Source organism: Labrys sp. HAY1-8F (assembly GCF_056754975.1).
Map to the genome: position 1 here is coordinate 1,282,508 of NZ_JBPGWZ010000002.1, position 18,328 is coordinate 1,300,835.

Annotated in this window: 17 protein-coding genes; 3 read left to right on the top strand and 14 right to left on the bottom strand. The window is 64.2% G+C overall.

The window, feature by feature from the left end; all coding sequences use genetic code 11:
• Window positions 1-7 precede the first annotated feature (7 nt).
• From ACR9ZN_RS14980 to ACR9ZN_RS15030, 11 genes are all read right to left on the bottom strand, one after another.
• Window positions 8-901 carry an ABC transporter permease gene (locus ACR9ZN_RS14980; RefSeq protein ID WP_481272557.1) on the bottom strand — a complete coding sequence of 298 codons (894 nt, stop codon included), beginning with the start codon at window positions 899-901 and terminating at the stop codon, window positions 8-10.
• Window positions 902-1,182: 281 nt separating this feature from the next.
• Window positions 1,183-2,247, bottom strand: coding sequence for an ABC transporter substrate-binding protein (locus ACR9ZN_RS14985; RefSeq protein WP_454814698.1), 1,065 nt, complete (start codon window positions 2,245-2,247; stop codon window positions 1,183-1,185).
• 87 nt (window positions 2,248-2,334) lie between these two features.
• Window positions 2,335-3,306, bottom strand: a complete 972-nt coding sequence (locus ACR9ZN_RS14990; protein WP_454814700.1) for a PfkB family carbohydrate kinase — start codon at window positions 3,304-3,306, stop codon at window positions 2,335-2,337.
• Window positions 3,303-4,349: an ADP-ribosylglycohydrolase family protein gene (locus ACR9ZN_RS14995; protein ID WP_454814702.1), complete on the bottom strand. Its 1,047-nt coding sequence runs from the start codon at window positions 4,347-4,349 to the stop codon at window positions 3,303-3,305. The genes ACR9ZN_RS14990 and ACR9ZN_RS14995 overlap by 4 nt, the downstream gene beginning before the upstream one ends.
• Window positions 4,350-4,780: 431 nt before the next feature.
• The gene (locus ACR9ZN_RS15000) at window positions 4,781-5,884 is read right to left on the bottom strand and encodes an autoinducer 2 ABC transporter substrate-binding protein (protein WP_434957193.1); all 1,104 of its coding nucleotides are present in this window, start codon (window positions 5,882-5,884) and stop codon (window positions 4,781-4,783) included.
• 160 nt (window positions 5,885-6,044) lie between these two features.
• Window positions 6,045-7,013, bottom strand: a complete 969-nt coding sequence (locus tag ACR9ZN_RS15005) for an ABC transporter permease (RefSeq protein WP_481272558.1) — start codon at window positions 7,011-7,013, stop codon at window positions 6,045-6,047.
• A gap of 12 nt (window positions 7,014-7,025) precedes the next feature.
• Window positions 7,026-8,021 (bottom strand): ABC transporter permease, encoded by a 996-nt coding sequence (locus ACR9ZN_RS15010; RefSeq protein ID WP_434957195.1) that lies wholly within the window; start codon window positions 8,019-8,021, stop codon window positions 7,026-7,028.
• Window positions 8,021-9,529: a sugar ABC transporter ATP-binding protein gene (locus ACR9ZN_RS15015; RefSeq protein WP_481272559.1), complete on the bottom strand. Its 1,509-nt coding sequence runs from the start codon at window positions 9,527-9,529 to the stop codon at window positions 8,021-8,023. Before ACR9ZN_RS15015 ends, ACR9ZN_RS15010 begins: the two co-directional genes overlap by 1 nt.
• 387 nt (window positions 9,530-9,916) lie before the next feature.
• Window positions 9,917-10,699 carry a DeoR/GlpR family DNA-binding transcription regulator gene (locus ACR9ZN_RS15020; RefSeq protein ID WP_454814708.1) on the bottom strand — a complete coding sequence of 261 codons (783 nt, stop codon included), beginning with the start codon at window positions 10,697-10,699 and terminating at the stop codon, window positions 9,917-9,919.
• Between the two features lie 54 nt (window positions 10,700-10,753).
• Window positions 10,754-11,341, bottom strand: coding sequence for a class GN sortase (locus ACR9ZN_RS15025; protein WP_481272560.1), 588 nt, complete (start codon window positions 11,339-11,341; stop codon window positions 10,754-10,756).
• Between the two features lie 224 nt (window positions 11,342-11,565).
• The gene (locus ACR9ZN_RS15030; protein WP_481274358.1) at window positions 11,566-13,836 is read right to left on the bottom strand and encodes a marine proteobacterial sortase target protein; all 2,271 of its coding nucleotides are present in this window, start codon (window positions 13,834-13,836) and stop codon (window positions 11,566-11,568) included.
• Between the two features lie 233 nt (window positions 13,837-14,069).
• On the opposite strand from ACR9ZN_RS15030, the gene ACR9ZN_RS15035 reads away from it, so the two are divergent.
• Complete coding sequence (locus ACR9ZN_RS15035) at window positions 14,070-14,840, top strand: helix-turn-helix domain-containing protein (RefSeq protein ID WP_441771947.1); 771 nt, start codon at window positions 14,070-14,072, stop codon at window positions 14,838-14,840.
• A gap of 86 nt (window positions 14,841-14,926) precedes the next feature.
• Here ACR9ZN_RS15035 and ACR9ZN_RS15040 read toward each other — a convergent pair whose 3' ends face one another.
• Entirely contained in the window at window positions 14,927-15,328 is a 402-nt protein-coding gene (locus ACR9ZN_RS15040; RefSeq protein WP_481272561.1) for a rhodanese-like domain-containing protein, read from the bottom strand.
• Between the two features lie 80 nt (window positions 15,329-15,408).
• A complete protein-coding gene (locus ACR9ZN_RS15045; RefSeq protein ID WP_454814716.1) occupies window positions 15,409-15,762 on the bottom strand; it encodes an ArsR/SmtB family transcription factor in 354 nt (117 codons plus the stop codon).
• 78 nt (window positions 15,763-15,840) lie between these two features.
• Here ACR9ZN_RS15045 and ACR9ZN_RS15050 point away from each other — a divergent pair, with 78 nt between their 5' ends.
• Both ACR9ZN_RS15050 and ACR9ZN_RS15055 read left to right on the top strand, forming a co-directional pair.
• The gene (locus tag ACR9ZN_RS15050) at window positions 15,841-16,587 is read left to right on the top strand and encodes an SDR family oxidoreductase (protein ID WP_481274359.1); all 747 of its coding nucleotides are present in this window, start codon (window positions 15,841-15,843) and stop codon (window positions 16,585-16,587) included.
• A 190-nt stretch (window positions 16,588-16,777) separates the two neighbouring features.
• Window positions 16,778-17,362, top strand: a complete 585-nt coding sequence (locus ACR9ZN_RS15055; RefSeq protein WP_434957201.1) for a L,D-transpeptidase — start codon at window positions 16,778-16,780, stop codon at window positions 17,360-17,362.
• Window positions 17,363-17,427: 65 nt separating this feature from the next.
• On the opposite strand, the gene ACR9ZN_RS15060 is transcribed toward ACR9ZN_RS15055, so the two are convergent.
• Window positions 17,428-18,216, bottom strand: a complete 789-nt coding sequence (locus ACR9ZN_RS15060) for a 3-hydroxybutyrate dehydrogenase (protein ID WP_454814719.1) — start codon at window positions 18,214-18,216, stop codon at window positions 17,428-17,430.
• Window positions 18,217-18,328 lie beyond the last annotated feature (112 nt).

The following is an 18,328-nucleotide window of genomic DNA, read 5'->3' on the forward strand; positions in this document are numbered from 1 at the left end:
TCCCCTCCTACGGCGTCGCCGCGCGGCCGGACAGCACGCGCGAGGAGACGGCGAAGATCAGTAGCACCACTGCCAGCATGGTGAAGGACAGGGCCGCGCCCAGCGGCCAGTTGAAGGCCGCGGTGAACTGGTCCTCGATCACGGTGCCCATGGTGACGCCGATGCGCCCGCCCAGGATGCGAGGCTCCATGAAGCTGCCGATCACAGGCACGAAGATCAGGATCGATCCGGAAATCAGGCCGGGCATGCAGAGCGGCAGCAGGATCTTCCAGAATACCACCGGTGTGCGCGCACCGAGGCTACGGGCGGCCTCGATGGTCGAGTCTTCGATCGCCGTGGCGGAGAGGTAGCAGGTCAGGATCATATAGGGCAGATAGGCATGGACCAGGCCGATGATGATGGCCGGAAAGCTGTAGAGAAGCGACACCGAGGGGGCCGCCGGCACGATCCAGTGCAGGGCATAATCGAGAATGCCCCCTTCTCTCAGCACCATGGTCCAGGAGAACACGCGCACCAGCCCATTGGTCCAGAACGGCAGAATGATGAGGAGGAACAGGATGTGCCGCGAGCGCCCGGCCGTCGCTCGCGCCAAAGCGATTGCGGCGGGAAGGCCGATCAGTGCACACAGGCCCGTGGTCCACAAGCCGATCTGGATCGAGGTCCAGGCGACGTTGAAGAGATAGGGCCGCTTGATGAAGGCAAGGTAGTTGTCGACGGTGTAGACCAGCGCCCGCCCCGGGACCGGCGAACTCTTCAGGAAGCTGAAGAACAGCATGGCGCAAAGCGGCAGGAAGACGGCCAGCAGCAGCCAGCCATAGGCCGGCGTCAACAGGGCCGCCGTCGTCCAGCCCTGCCCCAGGCGCCTGCGGGGGCCTGCCTTGCCGCCATCGGCTTTCGACACGGTCTCCACTCGTCCCTCCCCTCGTCGCCGGCATCGCCTGCTTGAAAGCGGCGATACACCAAGCGCCATGGACCGTTCCTGCGATTGCAAGGCGGTAGCGACCGGCCCTTGTCCGATGTGACAAGGGCCGGCCGATCTGATTCATGCCAGGTTGCCAAGCCCTTGACGCGAGAGTCTTTTCCGCGAGGTTCCCGGCGGAACGAGGCCCGCCGCGGCCCTGCGGAACTGATTCATTCGGACTGGCTACTTCCTTGAATCAGCGTCGCTTTCTTGAAGCCCTGTTATTTGGCGTAGAACGCCTTCACTTCTTCCCACAGATCGTTGAAGGCCTGGCGGCGATCATCCGGCAGGGCGGCCATGAAGGTCAGCTTCGGCAGGTAGTCGGCCTTGTGGATCTGCCGGTTGAGATCATCGGCCGGCAGCTTGTTCATCGCTCCCTCATTGGCTGAAGCCGGGGCGCCCGCCTCCTTGGCCCAGGTCAGGTAGAAGGTCGGGTCGATCATGTAGTTGAGGAATTTGAGTGCATCCTCCTTCTTGGTGCTCGACGTCGGCACCGCCAGGCTGTCGAGCCAGCCGATGGCGCCTTCCTTGGGTACGATGAATTCTACCGGCAATTTGTGCTGGCGGATGGAGCGCACCGCCGCGCCGGACCAGTAGACGGAGATGTCGAAGGACTTGGCGGCGAAGGCCTTGTTCCATTCGTCCTCGCTGGACCACATAAGCTTGACGTTCGGCTTCATCGCCTTCAGCACCTCGGTGATCTTGGCGAGGTCCTTGGGATCGTTGGCATCCTGGCCGGTCAGCAGGGCGCCGATGCCGACGGAGGTCACGGCATCGTCGAACAAGGCCAGCTTGCCGGCATATTTGGGGTCCGAGAAGATCGTCCAGCTGTCGGCGCTGATGCCCTGGCGCACGGCGAGGGAATTCATGCCCCAGAGCCAGGCGAGACCATAAATCTTGCCGTCGGCCTTGAGATTGGCGTGATCCTTCAGCGCCGGGGCCAGATCCTTGGCATTGGCAATGGTGGCAAGATCGACCGGATCGATCAGGCCTTCGGCCTGGGCCTGCTGGGTACGAGCGCTGTTGATCAGCACCACGTCATAGGCGCCGGGATTGGTACGCAGCTTGGTCAGCATCTCCGGCTCGGAGTTGAAATAGTCATGCTTGACCGTGATGCCGGTCTGCTCGGCAAAGGCCTTGAGCGCGAAGGCCTCGTCGGTGCCGTAGCCCTTCCAGTTGAGCACGGTGATTTCCTTGGCCTGGGCGAAACCCGGGCGTGTCCACAGGCCGGCGACGGCGGCGGCTCCCAAGGCGGTGAAATGACGGCGCGTGATCCGATATGTCATCTTTCCAATTCCCTTCGTCGATGGCGACATTCTGCTCTCGATTTTCTTATCATTGGCTGGGCGTTCGTGCCTGCGGGGGCATCCACCCTATCGTGTTGTTGTCTTGTCGTGGTCCTGCGTGGCGAGAAAAGCGTTCAGTTCTTCCGTGCCGGGCGCGGTCGCCGGCCCCTTGCGCGTGACGGCAATGGCGGCGGCGGCGTTGGCCCGCCGCGCGGCCTCGGCAGCCGGATAGCCGGCCGCGAGGGAGGCCAGAAACACGCCGGTATGGGCATCTCCCGCTCCGGTCGCATCGACCATGCGCACGGCCGGCGCCGGAACCTGCAGGCCGGACTGGCCAATGTCGCCGCCGAGCAGGAAGCACCCGGCTGGGCCATCCCTCAGGATCACCAGCGTGTCCGGCGACAGGCGATCGTGAACCCGCTTGGCGGCCTCCGTCTTGTCATCGGCTCCGGTGAGCAGGCCGGCCTCGCGCCGGTTGAGGGTGACGATGTCGGCCCGCGCCAGCACCGCGGCCATGATGCCGGGTGGAATGTCGGCGACCAGGGGACCGGGATCGATCATCACGGTGACGCTGGCCGGCAAGCCGCCGACCCAATCGGTGATAGCGGGCCCAAGCTGCGGGTAGCAGAGATCATAGCCCGAAGCGAAGAGCGCATCCGCAGAGCCCAATCGCAGCCCGGAAAGCGGCTCCCGTCCCGGCCGCGCCTCGACGCCGGGGCTGGTGACAAAGGTACGCTCGCCGTCGGGCTCGACCAACACGATGCAAAAGCCGCTGTCGCCGTCCGCGCTCACCGGCATCAGCGCCTCGATACCTTCGGCTGCCAGTTCGGCACGGATGCGCTCGCCATAGGGACCCTTGCCATGCTGACCGGCAAAGGCGGCCCTGAGCCCGTTGCGAGCCGCCGCCGTGAGAATGTTGAAGCCCCCGCCCGCACTGATCGTCGCCTCGGACCCCAGCACGTCGCCACCGCGTTGCGGCAGGCAGGGCACGTCGAGGCGGACATCGGCCAGGATGCTGCCCACGGACAGGAGACGGGTGGGAGTCGGCCTGCTGCTCATGCCGTGGAAGCCCCCTTCCCAGCGGGAGGCAGGATCGATGCCCTGCCCCGCAGCGCCAGTAGGCGATCGGCCAGGCCAACAAGATCGAGATTCGGATTGGCGGCCTCGAGGGCTGCGATCACCGGTGCGGGAAAAGCTTCAACGCCATGGCAGGCACCCGCTACCGCGCCGGCAATGGCAGCAACGGTATCGCAATCGCCACCGAGGCTCGCCGACAGGCGGCAGATGCGCCAGGGGTCCTCGGGCGCCAGCGAGATGATGGCCATCGCCGCCGGCACGGCCTCCTGCGTAGCGACGCCGGTGCCGACGATGTCGTAGATGAGTTCGAGGGCCTCGGCCTCGCCTTTGCCCCGCACCAGCTCGATCGCCCAGCGGATGCGGGCGGCGATGTCCCCGCCGGCGAAATAGAAGCCGCGCCTGGCGCCGTGCCGGGCACCTTCCACGGCAGCCTGCAGCGCCTCATCGATGCTTGCGCCGTCGATGGCCACGCTGACGGCAGCAGCGACGGCCGAGGCGCCGGCAAGACCGATGGTGGTGTTGTGGGTGACATGGCCGGACTGGAAGACGGCATCGACCAGCGCCTCGACGGGACGCGCCGGAAAGACGATGCCGACCGGGGCAACGCGCATCGCCGCGCCATTGGTGGCGCCGGTGCGCCCGGTCTCGTCGGTGGGCATGCCTTCGGCGATCAGTGTCAGTGCCTTGCGGGTGGAAGGGCCGAGGAGATCGGCAGAGCCCGCCGCGATCATGCGGGTTTCCCAGGCGAGGAGTTCATCGGCGAAACGCCGGGGATCGACATAGCCTTTGCCCTCGACCAGGAGTTCGCCAAGGATGACGGCCTGGTCGGTATCATCGGTCACCCGGCCGGCCGGCATGCCGCGGCTGATCGGATTGTCGTCGGGCGCCGGCTCGAAGCGCTCGAGAATGCCGTAACGTGCCGAGACGAGGGCTCGCGGCATATATTGCGTGGGCATGCCAAGAGCGTCACCGATCGCCAGACCGACCAGCGCCCCCCGAGCACGGCTTTGAGCGGAAACGGCCATGACTCCCCTTTTGAGAAAGCGCCCGAAATTCGTTTGTGTACAAACGATCTTCCCGTGCAATTCGCCCCCTGTCAAGGGGCATCCAGCCAGAGCGTTTTGCGATTTGGCGGTTACATCAAGAATCGCAAAGACGCGTCGGACCAAAGAGCTAGAGCACGTTTCCTTCAAATTGAATCACCAGGAACCGCAAAATGCTTTTGATATCAAAGCGCCTCTCTCGAAGGCCGTTTCGGTAAGAACGCATTTTGCCCTAGAGCAAACAAACGTATCCGCCTAAACGCGCTTTGCTCTAGGTAGCCGGATACTGTTTTCTCCACACCGATTCCGGATCGGCGTCAAAGGAAAAGCCGGGATTTCTCCCGGCTTCGTGTTCGTTCCTGGCGCAAGCGACAAACCGATTCGGAAAAGACGCCTACAGCCTTGATCTTTCGTCAGAAATCGAACTTCTCGATATTCTCCTTCGTGAACACGAAGGGCGAGCCGAGCAGTACTTCCGAGCCGTTGATCACGTTGAGCTCACCGAGCTTACCGGCCTTGACCTTGGTATCGCCGGGCTTGAGCGAACCATCCGCCGTGGCGCGCAGGACCTGCATGGCGGCATAGCCGAGATCGACCGGATTCCACAGCACCACGGATTTCACGCAATCCTTGGCGACATAGGGCTTCATGGCATTGGGCGTGGCCAGACCGATCACCGCCACCTTGCCGCATTGGCCGGCCTGGGTGACAGCCTCGGCCGATGCCGGCGTGGCAACGCTGGTCATGCCGAAGATACCCTTGAGGTCGGGCCCGTATTTGTTGATCAGCGTGGTCGCCTGCGAGAAGGAGAGCGCATTGTCCTCCTGCGCTTCCACCGTCTCCAGAAGCTTCAGCTTGGGATGGCACTTGGCGGAATAGGCTGCCATCTCGGCGATCCAGCGAGCCTGGTTGGGCGTGGTAAAGGTCGAGGTAACGATAGCCACGCCCGCATCCTCGCCGCTCTCCTTGACCATGGTATCGACCATGGCCTTGGCGATCCCGTTGAACTCGGCCTGGTTGACGAACCACTGGCGGGAGTCCGGGGTGGAATTGGCGTCATAGCCGACGACGTTGATCCCCTTGGACAGGGCCTTCTTCAGCACTGGGGCGATCGCGACGGGATCGTTGGCGGCATAGAGAATGCCGTCGACGCCGGAGGTGATGTAATTGTCGATGAAGGTGATCTGCTCGTCGATATTGGCCTTGGTCGGCCCGTCGGTCTTGGCATCGACATTGCCGAGTTCCTTGGCCGCGTCGGCAATACCCTTGGAGGTGGCGTTGAAGTAACCGATGCCGATGAGCTTGGGTACGTCGACCACCTTGATCGGCTTGCCCTTGCGGTCGGGCGCGCCGGTGACGGCACCGCCATCATAGGGCTTGCTCGTCGCGCTGGCCGGCGTGGCATCGCAGGCGAGCGGATTGGTGGGCAGCTCGTCGCCGCCGGTCCAGGCCGAGGCGGCATGCGCCAGGCCCACCAGGGATACGCTCAGAGCGAGCGCCAGGGATATGCGGATCATGGTCTTCCTCCACTGTTTGCCGGCCTTGGGCCGGCTGCCATTGCCGTCCTCGTTGCCGGAGAAATCGATTCCGGAACAAGGGCCAGATCGTTGAAATTGCACGTCTTACACTTGCACACCCTTTCAGGCAGGAGCGCCGGCCCCGCCCGAAAGGCCTTCGTCAGGCCTGCCGCTTGCGACCGGCCATGCGGCTCAGCAGGGGAACCAGATTGCTGAGCAATACGGTGAGGATCAGCGCCGTGCCGATCAGGATGATGGTGCTGTCGCCCTTGTAGCCTTGCAGCAATAGGCCGTTCTTCAACGCCTGCATCAGGGCCAGGCCGAGCACCGTGCCGATGATGGTGCCGCGGCCACCGAAGATGCTGGTGCCACCCAGCACCACCGCCGTGATGGCATCGAGCTCCCAGCCCGACCCCATGTCCGAGCGCGTGGTCGTCACCCGGGAGACGAAGATCACGCCAGCCAGCGAAGCGCAGAGACCGGAGGCGCCGTAGATCAGGATCTTGGTACGGTCGACCGCGATACCCGAGAAGCGCGCGGCGATCTCGTTGGAGCCGATCGCATAGGTGGCGCGACCGAATACCGTCAGGCCGAGGACACAGGCCGCCACGACCGCCGCCAGCAGGAGCAGCCAGACCTGCACCGGCACGTCGAGCACCTGCCCCTGCCCCAGCACCAGGAACCAGTCGGGATAGCCACGCACGGACCGGGCCTGGCTGATGCCCTCAGCCAGGCCGCGATAGAGGGCGAGCGTGGCCAGGGTGGCAATCAGGGGCGGCACCTTGAAGCTGGTGATGATCAGGCCGTTGACGACGCCGCACAGGGTGCCTAGCGCCAGTGCCAGCACGATGGCGACCGGCAGCGGCAGGCCGAGATTCTGCCAGAGCACGCCGAGCACGATGGCGACTACGCCGACGATCGAACCGACGGACAGGTCGATGCCGCCGGTGACGATGACGAAGGTCATCGCCAGCGCGATCAGCCCGATCTCCGTCATCAGTCGGGTCTGGTTGAGCAGGTTGTCTAAGGTGAGGAACCTATCGGACGATTGTGCCAGGAAGACGAGCACCACCGCCAGCAGCACAGCCAGGATGCTCTCGTGACGAAGCAGGAGGGAACGCCAGTTCATCTTGCCCTCCCCTCAGAGCATGCGGTGGCGGCGGACCATGTCCGCCAGCACGGTGATGAGGATGAGCACGCCGACGATCGCCTGTTTCCAGAACACCAGCACGTTGGAATAGGGCATGAAGGTCAAGGCCGAGGTGATGGTGGCGAACAGCATGGCTGCCAGCGTGGAGCCGATCACCGTGCCGGTACCGCCGAGGATGGAAACGCCGCCGATCACGGCCGCGGTGATGACGGTGAGCTCGAGGCCGGGGGGTACCGTCGACTGGATCACCTGCAGCTGCGTGGCAAAGAGCAGCGCCGCCAGACCGGCAAAAAAGCCGTGAATGGCGAAGACGGCAACGGTCACGGGCTTGGCCGGAATGCCGGCCGCGCGTGCGGCCTCGGGATTACCGCCGACGGCATAGATGGAACGCCCGAAGGCCGAATAGCGCATCCAGAATGCAACGGCCGCTGTCAGCACCACCATGATGACGATCGGCGAGCGCACGCCGAACCAGTTCGCCTGGGCGATCATGAAGTCGGGCGGCAGGTTGTTGATCCAGTTGCCGCTGGTCGCCAGGATCAGCCCGCCCTTGAGGATCGAGAGCATGCCGAGTGTGACCACGATGGAAGGGATGCTGGCATAGGCAACCAGCACGCCGACGAAAGCATTGATGGCGATGCCCACCAGCACCGGCACGAGCCAGGCGATCCAGATGGGATACCCCTTGGTGGCCAGCGTGCCGGCAATAGTGGCGAGCACGCCGATCAGCGAGCCGATGGAAACGTCGATGTGCCCGGAGATGATCACCATGGCCATGCCGATGGCGGCCACCGCGATATAGGCATTGCCGGCGAAGATGGCGTTGAGGTTGCTGGCACCAAGGAAGCGCGGATTGTAGAGGCCGATGGCGGTGATCAGCACCACGAGCGCGCCGAGCACCACCATCTCCTGGCCGAGCCCGCCGAAGAGGCGTGCCAGGGGACCGCGCGAGGGCACAAGGGCGGAAGAGGATGCAGTTTCGCCCATCAGGCCGCTCCCTGCCGGGGTTGGGCATTGGTCATGGCAGCGCCGACGGCATCCGGCGTCGCTTGGGCGCGATCGAATTCGGCAACGATGCGCCCGCCATTGATGACCAGGACCCGATCGCTCATGCCGAGCACCTCCGGCAGTTCGCTCGATATCATCAGGATGGCGACACCCTGCTGCACCAGCCCTCCCATCAGGGTGTAGATCTCGGCCTTGGCGCCGACATCGATACCGCGGGTCGGCTCATCCATGATCAGGATGCGCGGATTGGCCTCCAGCCACTTGGCCAGCACAACCTTCTGCTGGTTGCCGCCGGAGAGTTGGCCGACGATCTGCTCGGGGCCGCGGGTGCGGATGCCCAGGCGCTTGATCGCCTCCACCGAGCGGCGGATCTCGTCGCCGAAGCGGATAGAAAAGCCGTTCGACATCTTGTCGAGCACCGCCATCGAGACGTTCTCCCGGATAGTCATCGGCCGCACCAGGCCCTGGGAGCCGCGATCCTCCGGCACATAGGCGATGCCGAGGTCCCGGGCCTTGCGCGGGCCGTCGATCACCACCTTGCGACCATTGACCAGGATCTCGCCGGTGCTGGCCGGGGTGATACCGAAGACGGTCAACGCCAGTTCCGTGCGCCCCGAGCCGATCAGGCCGGCGAGGCCCAAGATCTCGCCGGCCCGCAGGCTCAGCGAAATGTTCTGCACCTTGCGGCCGAAACTCACGTCGCGCAGCTCGAGTGCGACCTCGCCGAGCGTTGCCTCCACTTTTGGGAAAAGCTGCTCGATCGAGCGGCCGACCATCATCGAGACGAGCGAGGCTTCGGTCACATCGCCAATGTCGCGCGTGCCGATATAGCTGCCGTCACGCAGCACCGTGACCCGGTCCGCCAGCTCGAAGATCTCGGGCATGCGATGGGAGACGTAGATGATGGCGACGCCGCGCTCGCGCAGCTTCTTGACCACGCTCATCAGGCGGCGCACATCGGCCTCGACCAGGGCGGCCGTCGGCTCGTCCATGATCAGCAGGCGGGCCTCCTGCGACAGTGCCTTGGCAATCTCGACCCGTTGGCGATTGGCCACGGAAAGGGTGCCAACCTTGGCATCCACGTCCAGATCATGGCTATCCAGGGAATCCAGGAGCTGGCGAGCCCTAAGGCGCATCGCACTCCAATCGAGCCCTCCCCAATTGCGGCGCGGTGCATTGCCCAGGAAGATGTTCTCGGCCACCGTCAGTTCCGGGAACAGCAGGAGCTCCTGATAGACGGTGGCGATCCCGTGGCGGCGCGCATGCCGTGGCGAGGTGAAGCGGACGGTCTCGCCGCCGACCGTCAGCGTACCCGTATCCGGCTGATGCACGCCGGCGATCACCTTGATCAGGGTCGACTTGCCGGCACCGTTCTCGCCGAGCAAAGCGTGGACTTCACCGGGACGCACGTCGAAATTGACGTCGCGCAGCACCTTCACGCCGGAAAAGGATTTGGAGATGTCGCGAAGGCTGACGACGGCCGTCATGGCGCCCTCCGAGTGACTGCCGCCATGAAACGCCCCAGGCGCGACCGAAAGGCTTGCCCGGTGGCGATCGCCATCCGGCCGACCCGCGTCTCCCCCATGTCCGCGCCTCTCCTCACGCTTTTTTGTAAGACATATCGCCAACTAGATCAAAAATCGTCTTTCAGCAAGCGGGATAAAGCATGATGTGCAATAATTAACTCATGTGAGATCAAGAATCATCATTGCCGCAAAGGTCCAATTTACGAGAGAAATTGACTTTATCTCTTAGATTTCAATGTTTAGAGATAAAGCGGTAGCTGGATGGAGGTGCGTAGCGCCGCCAACGCATGCAAAGATCTGAGCACCAATTCGATTGACCTCAATCATAAGGATCAGGATGGAGCCAAGTCAGACCGCATCGGGCGCAAGAGAAACGATCCGGATCGTGATGCCGGCATTCTCCAGCATCTTGGCATCCCGGTCGGACAAGCCGTCATCGGTGATGAGCACGCCCACCCGGGAAAGCGGCAGGGCGACGCTGCGTGCACGGATGGCGAATTTCCGGCTATCAGCCAGCACGACGACCTGATCGGCATTGGCGCTCAGGTCGATGATGGTGCGCACCAGCAAGGGATGGGATTCCAACAGCCCGTCGCGACCGATGCCTTGGGCGCCGAGGAAGAATTTCGATGCATAGAACGGCGGCGCCGGAGCGGTCGGGTGAATGATGCCCGGCTCCCGATGCAATTCGCCGCCGGCGATCGTCAGGCCGCAACTGCCATGGTCGCTGAGAAAGGCGACAAGGGGCATCGAATTCGTGTAGAGGCGGACATTGCGATGGGCGAGCTTCGCGCCGAGATAGAAGCAGGTGGAGCCGCCATGGATGATGACGGAATCGCCATCGCGCACCAGAGTTGCCGCATCCTCCGCGATCGCCTGCTTGGCTTCCACGGCAAGGTCGCGATTCTCGTCATAAGGCTTGGCCGCATGACGGCCTGGCGCGGCTGAACCGTCGAGCGCGGCGATACCGCCATAGACCTTCTGTGCCTTGCCGGACTGGTCGAGCTTGTCGATATCCCGCCGGATGGTGGCGGCCGAGACGCCCAGTTGCCCCTGCAGGTCACGCACCGTGAGGAAGGGGCGCTTGCCCAGAACCTCGATGATCCGGTTCTGGCGGTTCAGTTCACTCAAGGTTCGCTCCCCTCGGACGTTTTGTGAGCAAACTAGATCATGGCGAGCGCCGCTTCAATCGATCTTCCTCATGTCTTCCTGCATCATCTCGGCGTAAACGAGATAACGCAGGGGGCCGCTGGTGACGGCGTTGAACGGCCAGCAGGTCGCCAGCACGAGATGACGGCCTGGCGCGGCGGGGTCGATCCCCGAACCATCCCAGCGGCGGATGTCGTGACCGGTGACGCGATAGCGAACCGCGATGCCGTCGCGGTTGGTGACCTTGATCTCGTCGCCAATCCGCACCTCGCCGAGGAAGGCGAAATGCGTATCGCGATGGGCGGCGTAGACGGCGGTACCCTCCTCCCCGGCGGCCGGCGTACCGGCGACATGAGCCGGCCCGAACGCCAGGGCCTGCCCGCTCGCCCCTTCAAGAGCCACCGCGCTCTTGGCAAGGCGAGGCACCTCGATGCGGGCGGCCGGATAGGTATCCAGCCAGGACCAGGGCTTGACGATGGCGCCGCTGGCGACGGACTGGTCGAAGGCCCGGTCGAGCAGGATCTGGGCCAGGAAGGCCTTGGTGTGGATCCACCCCCCCTGCCCTGCCAGGACCAGGCCGGCGCAGAGCAGCAAACCGGTTATTATGAGGCGGAGAACCCGCACCCTCCCCTGGAGGGGTCGGCCATTCCTCGTGGAATGGCCTGGGGTCGACGCGAAGCTTCGGGGTGGGGTGACCTTGTTCGCGCGAATAGGCATCGCACCGCTTGGCTCGTCGCTCAAAGTGGAGCAATCACCCCACCCAGGCCTGTCAGGCCTACCCTCCCCCTCCAGGGGAGGGTAGGAAGGCCCCGCCGCTGCGGGCGGGAGCCTTTCGAGTTTGAGCGCGATCATGCTGGAGCCCCGCGCCGGCGGGTCAGGAAGCCGAAGCCAAGGCCGCCGGCGAGTAGCAGGCCGCCGATGATCAGGCGCAGTTCGGCGTCAGTGGCGGTTTGCGGCAGGCTGATCGTACGCGAGGCATCGATCGTCTGCACCTTTCTACCATCAAGATCGAGCAAGGCCTGGCGCTGCTCGCGGTCGGCAGCCGTCTCGCCCTTGATGCCGAAGACCTTGTCAAAATCCCAGCCGGCCGGCAGGTTCAGCGGCACGTCGGAACGGGACAGGCGCACGCCGCGTGGGCGGACCGGGGTCTTGTCCACGGCCACCAGGCTGGTGAGGCGGGTGACGAGGTGATGATCGAGGGCAAGAGCCAGGATGCGCTTGTCGGCATCCTCGCGGCTGATCTGGCGCAGTGTCTGCGCCACTTCGGTATCGTCGATCTTGCGTCGCGCCCACAGCTTGGAGATGCCGGCTCCCTCAGCGGCGCCGGCAACCGGCAGCGTGACTGACCAGCCCTTGCCGTCGATGAGGCCACGAACCTCGACATTGCCCTTGAGATGCCCGACCTTCGCGGCCAGCACCAGCGTCTCGCCGTGGTAGAGATCGGGCAGGATGCGCGGCGTCACATCGGCGGAGCCGGCCGAGATGGCGACGTCGACATTGGTCATCGCCGGGCTTTCCAGCTTGTCGACCAGTTGCTTCATGCGCTCCTGCACCTGATCGACCGAGCCGATCTGCATGAAGGCGCCGCCGCCGAGTTCCGCTGCGCGGGTCATCAGGTAGGAATTCGGCGCCGAGCCGATGCCGACCATGAAGACACGGGAGCGGCCGCGATGCGAGGCGATGGTGTCGAACAGTTCCTGCTCATTGTCGATGCCGCCATCGGTGATGAACACCACCTGGCGCAGGAATCCCAGATTGGCGGTATTCTGGTCGTCGACATGGTCGTCCTTCAGGGCCTCCAGCATGGGCGCGACCATCATGGTGCCGCCATTGGCCTGGAGACGCGAGACATAGTCCTGGGCCCGCGCGATGTTCTCTGCCGTGGCCGGCAACGTGCCGCCGAACAGGTTGGTGAAGGTGTCGTCGAAGCGGATGACGTTGAAGCGATCGGCCTGTGACAGGCGGCTCAGCGCATAGCCCAGGCTGGCCCGGGCCTGCTCGATGGAGGTGCCGCCCATCGAGCCGGAATTGTCGATTACGAAGGTGACGTCGCGCGGACGCTGGTCGGCCTGCGCGGTCTTGAGGCTGGGCGGCGTGACATAAGCGATCAGATAATCGTCGCTGCCGACCCGTTCGCGGAACAAACCAACGCCGGGCGTCTGGCTGGGCTGGGCCTGCCAGGTCAACTCGAAATCGCGATCAGCCGGCACCGATCCCGAAGCCAGCTCGATATGGCGGACCTGAGGTCCCTTGTCGGTGATGTTGATGGGATGAAAGGCGCTCTTCACCTCGCCCAGCGCAAAGCCGGCGTCGAGATCGATACGGATCTGTACGGGATTGACCGGCGCGTTCTCGCGCGGGTCGAGGACGGGTGCCTGCGGTACCTGGCTCGACGCTGGAGCCGGCGTAACGGCACCCCAGCCCGACTTGTCCTGGAAGGTCACGGTCTGGGCCGAGCCGGCGCCGACCGCGTTCGGCGAGAAGCGCGGCGCCACCACCAGCGGCACGCGGAGCGAGAAAGTGTTGTCGGCCTGGCGCACCGGCTCCTGATACTCGATCTGGATCACCACCGTGTCACCGGGGCCGATATTGGCGATCGAGTTCATGAACATGTTCGGCCGCTGCTGCTCGACCAGTGCCGCCTTCTTGCCCTCGGCCTTGGCACGCTCGTAGACGAGCTTGGCCTGCTGCTTTTCCTTGATGTCGGCCACCACGACGCGCTGGCCGATCACCATCTTCATGGTATCGACCGCGGCCCCATCGGGCAGCGGGAAGACATAGACACCCTCGACCCAGGATTTGCTGGGGTTGTGGAACATCTGCGTCAGCGTGGCGCGGATGGTGGGGCCGCTGACATTGAGCTGCACGTCTGTGGCCGTCCTGACGGCCTCGACATAGCTGCCGGGATCCTCGGTGCGCATCAACAGCGAACCCGCCTTGACGTCGTCGACGGTGATGCGGGGAGCGGCATAGGCGCCGACCACGAAGATGAGGAAGGTCGCGAGGATCAACACCGCCATGAGGAAACGTTCGGCGAGCGCGACCAGCGCTGCGCGACCGATACCGGAATGAGGATGCCGTCGTCTGCCGGTTTGGCGGCCGGCAACCGCTTGGTTCATGTTCATGTCGTCCTCGTTGAACGCTGTCGGGCCTCATGCGGCCTCGTTCCGTTCTGCTCCTGCGAGGACTGTGCGTACGAGCTTCATTAATCGCGTTTGTTAGGCATAAACCGTCACAAAGCGCCTTGCCGGCAGTGGACTCCTGCGGCAATGTCCGGTTTTGTACGTGATTGTGCGCGATGGCCTGTCGTCAGGCCTGGATACAGCGTGATCGCACCAGCAGGATCAGCCCCGTGACGTCGGACAGCGAGTTTTCCAGCGAGCAAGCCCACCAGATCACGCTCGCGGTCCGCGAGACCCTGGCGCGCCGGCGCATTTCACGGCAGACCCTGGCCGAGAAGGCCAAGATCAGCCTGTCGACCCTGGAGAAGGCGCTGTCCGGCCGGCGCCCCTTCACGCTGGCAACCGTCATTCGGTTGGAGGAGGCGCTCGGGACGAGCCTGCGCCCTACCGATCACACCGTACCGCCAGCCACCGTCCAGGGAGGCGGGACGGCACCGGAGCATCTGGGTTCCTACACCAAGGCGGCCGTGTCCTGGCTCACCGGCAATTATCTCACCTTGCGTCCGTCCTTTGGCGAGGCTGGCGCGGTTTTCGCCTACCGCACCGAAATCACCTGGAACGACAGCACGTCCCGCCTGATCTTCCGCGAAGCCGAGCGCCTCGACACCGGCTTCAACCAGGCGGGCGAAGTCTCGGTGCCGAACCAATCAGGCCATGTCTATCTGGTGACCTCCATCAGCGGCCAATATCGAGTGGCCGTGGTCGGCCGGCCGATGAACACGGGCGAGATGTACGGCATTCTCACCTCGTTGCGCGCCGGCCGAGGCACGCAGCTCACGCCCGTCTCGGCCGCCATCGCACTGGTCCCGATTCTGCCCGGTCGCGAGGACGATCTCTCCTTCGGCCGGATCGGCCCCTCCCATCGCCATTATCAAGCCTATCGAGACCACCTCGACCGCGTGACGGCAGACGAGTTCGCGCTGTTCAAGGCGGGGCCGTAACGGGCGGCTGGTCTTCAGATCAGCCTGATATCTCCACGCCCGCCGAATGGAAGAGGCGGGTCCGAAGACCTGCCTCCCGATGAGTTTCACCCCTCCCCATCCGCGAAGGCCAATCCCTCGTCGGCCCAGCCGGTGAGGCCTCCGATCATGATCTTCACCGGGCGGCCGAGCCGGGCGAGCTTGAGGGCGGCCTGGTCGGCGCCATTGCAATGCGGCCCGGCGCAATAGGCCACGAACAGCGTGTCGACAGGCCATTGCGCCATACGCTCCGCATCGATCTCGCGATGCGGCAAATAAAGGGCCCCCGGAACGTGCCGGCGACGAAAGGTTTCCGGCGACCCGACGACATGCAGGAGAACGAAGTCCCGTTCCCCCGAGGCAAGCGCCTGGGCCACGTCGGAACAATCGGTTTCGACCGAAAGGCGGCGCTCGAAATGCGCAATGACATGATGGGGTGGTGCTGCGGGGATGGCGCTGACCAGGCTCATTGATCGTCTCCTGCTGTGGGGCTGCCATCCTCATAGGTCACGCGCACCGTGATGGCAGCTGGCGCGATTGCCAGACAGCGTCAAGATCTGGCCAGATTGGCTTCAGGCCGCCGCGACACGTCTTCGATATCCGCCGCAACCAGGCTCAACAGTCCGGGAAAACGCGCCTCGACATCCTGTCGGCGCAGGCTGGCGGTGCGACTGTTCCCGCGATCGACCTGCCGGATGAGGCCGGCTTCGCGCAACACCCGGAAATGATGCGTCAGCGTCGCCTTGCTGACATCGAAACCGAAAGAGGCGCAACTGCGCGCCGTGCCCTCCGGCGCCAGCGCCAATTCGGCAACGACGCGCCGGCGCAACGGGTCGGCCAAAGCGGCCATGAGGCGGCCGAGCTGCATCTCCTCCGGTTCCGGATGGCCCTCGCGATCCGCCATGGAAAACACTCCAAAGGTAAGCCTTGCGTCGTACCTAAATCATCTGCTAGGTAAGGCGAACATCTTACCAAGGAGGCGATCATGATCAAGACCCTGTCGGGCAAGACAGCCATCGTGACCGGAGGAAGCCGCGGTATTGGCGCTGCCATCGCAGTGCGCTTGGCGGAACTGGGCGCCGATGTCGCGATTACCTATGCCAGCCGGGCCGACAGTGCCGAGGCCGTCGCGGATCGAATCCGGGCGAATGGCCAGCGCGCCTTGACACTCCAGGCCGACAGCGCCGACGCCGTGGCCGTACGGGGCGCCGTAGACCAGGCCGCTGCCGCGTTCGGCCGTCTCGACATCCTCGTCAACAATGCAGGCATCTTCACCAGCGGTACCGTAGAGCAGGTCACCCTTGAAGATTTCGACCACATCATTGCCGCCAATGTGCGCGGCGCCTTCGTTGCCTCCCAGGCCGCCGCCGCGCGCATGGGCGAAGGCGGGCGCATCATTTCCATCGGATCCAATCTGGTCGGACGCGTCGGACGCGCCGGCATCGGTCTCTACGTGATGAGCAAGGCCGCCCTCACGGGCCTCAGCCAATCCATGGCCCGCGACCTCGGCGCGCGCGGCATCACCGTCAACATCGTCCACCCCGGCCCGACGGATACCGACATGAACCCGGCCTCCACCGATCGTGCCGCCCAGGCACGGACGGCAATGGCGATCCCCAAATATGGCGAACCTGCGCAGATCGCCGGTCTCGTCGCCTGGCTCGCCAGTCCGGAAGCGCAATATGCCACCGGCGGCGCCTATACCATAGACGGCGGCACCAATACCTGACCGGCGCGTGTCGATACGCACAGCGGCGCCCTGCCATGTGTTGTTGAGAGGACACAGCCTTCGATTTTCATGTGACGGTTGCCTGTAAACACTCAGGCAACGATTGAAGAATCCAAAGATCGAAGCGCAGTTTATTGCGTCGACTACAATGAGATCGAAGAATTTCGATCGGACCATTCGGGGCTTCAACATGCGTCGTCTTTTGACCGGCCTGGTCTTGGTGTCGAGCTTGGGCATCGCCTCAAGCTCGGCGAATGCGGCCAGTATCTTCGAGAAATTGTTCGGCGGCCCACGCCAGCCCGCCAATGCCGGCGCCGTTGCCGCCGTCTCGCCGATTCCACGCGAGGTGGTGGCTTACAACGGTCGGGAGAAGCCCGGGACCATCGTGATCAATTCGCCGGAACGACGGCTTTATCTCGTGCTCGATGACGGCACGGCCCTGCGCTATGGCGTTGGCGTCGGCCGCAAGGGCTTCGAATGGGGCGGTGCGCACCGCATCTCGCGCAAGGCGGAATGGCCGGGCTGGACCCCGCCCCCACAGATGCGCAAACGCCGGCCGGACTTGCCCGCCTACATGGCTGGCGGCATCCAGAACCCGCTTGGCGCCCGTGCGATGTATCTCGGTTCTTCGCTCTATCGCATCCATGGCTCGAACGAGCCGCAGACCATTGGCCAGGCCGTGTCGTCGGGCTGCATCCGCATGACCAATGACGACGTCACCGACCTCTACGATCGTGTAAAGGTCGGCACCCGCGTCGTTGTGGTCCGCGGCTGAATTTCGTGTCATCCCGGACGCGCTGCAGTATGAAATGCTGCGGCATAGATCCGGGATGACCCGTACTATTGCGCCGTCCAGCCTCCGTCGACCGGCAAGGTAGTGCCGGTAATCTGCCGGGCGGCATCACTGCACAGGAAAACCGCGACAGCCGCGATCTCTTCGACCGTGACGAACTCCTTGGTCGGCTGAGCGGCCAGCAGGACATCGTGCTTGACCTGCTCCTCGGTCAGGCCCCGCGCCTTCATCGTGTCGGGGATCTGCTTTTCCACCAGCGGCGTCCAGACATAGCCGGGGGCGATGGCATTGGCGGTGATGCCGTGCTCGGCAACCTCGAGCGCCACCGTCTTGATCAGGCCGGTCACGCCATGCTTGGCGGCAACATAAGCCGATTTGAAAGGTGAGGCGACGAGGGCGTGGGCCGACGAGGTGTTGATGATGCGCCCCCATTTGCGCTCTTTCATGCCGGGGAGCACCGCCTTGATCGCATAAAAGGAAGCGATCAGGTTGATGCGGGTGATCGCCTCCCACTTGTCATCCGGAAACTCGTCGATCGGCGCGACATGCTGAATGCCGGCATTGTTGACCAGGATGTCCAGGCTGCCGAAGGCTTCCTCCGCCTCATGGATCATGGCGGTGATCTCCGCCCCAACCATCATGTTAGCGCCGCTGTAGCGGCACTTCACGCCGAAATCCTTCTCGATGCCGGCCCGCTCATGCTCGATGGCGTCTGCATCGCCGAAACCGTTGATGGTGATATTGGCCCCTTCGGCTGCGAGAGCGCGGGCGACGGCGAGGCCGATGCCGCTGGTCGAGCCGGTGACCAGGGCATTGCGGGAAGACAATTGGGCCATATTCATCTCATGAGACAGGAAGGCGGGAAGGCGCGGCATCGACGTGCCACCGGCCCGGAAGCTGGCACGGCCAGATGTCGCCCTTATTACAGTTCGGCCCTGTGCGCGGCGG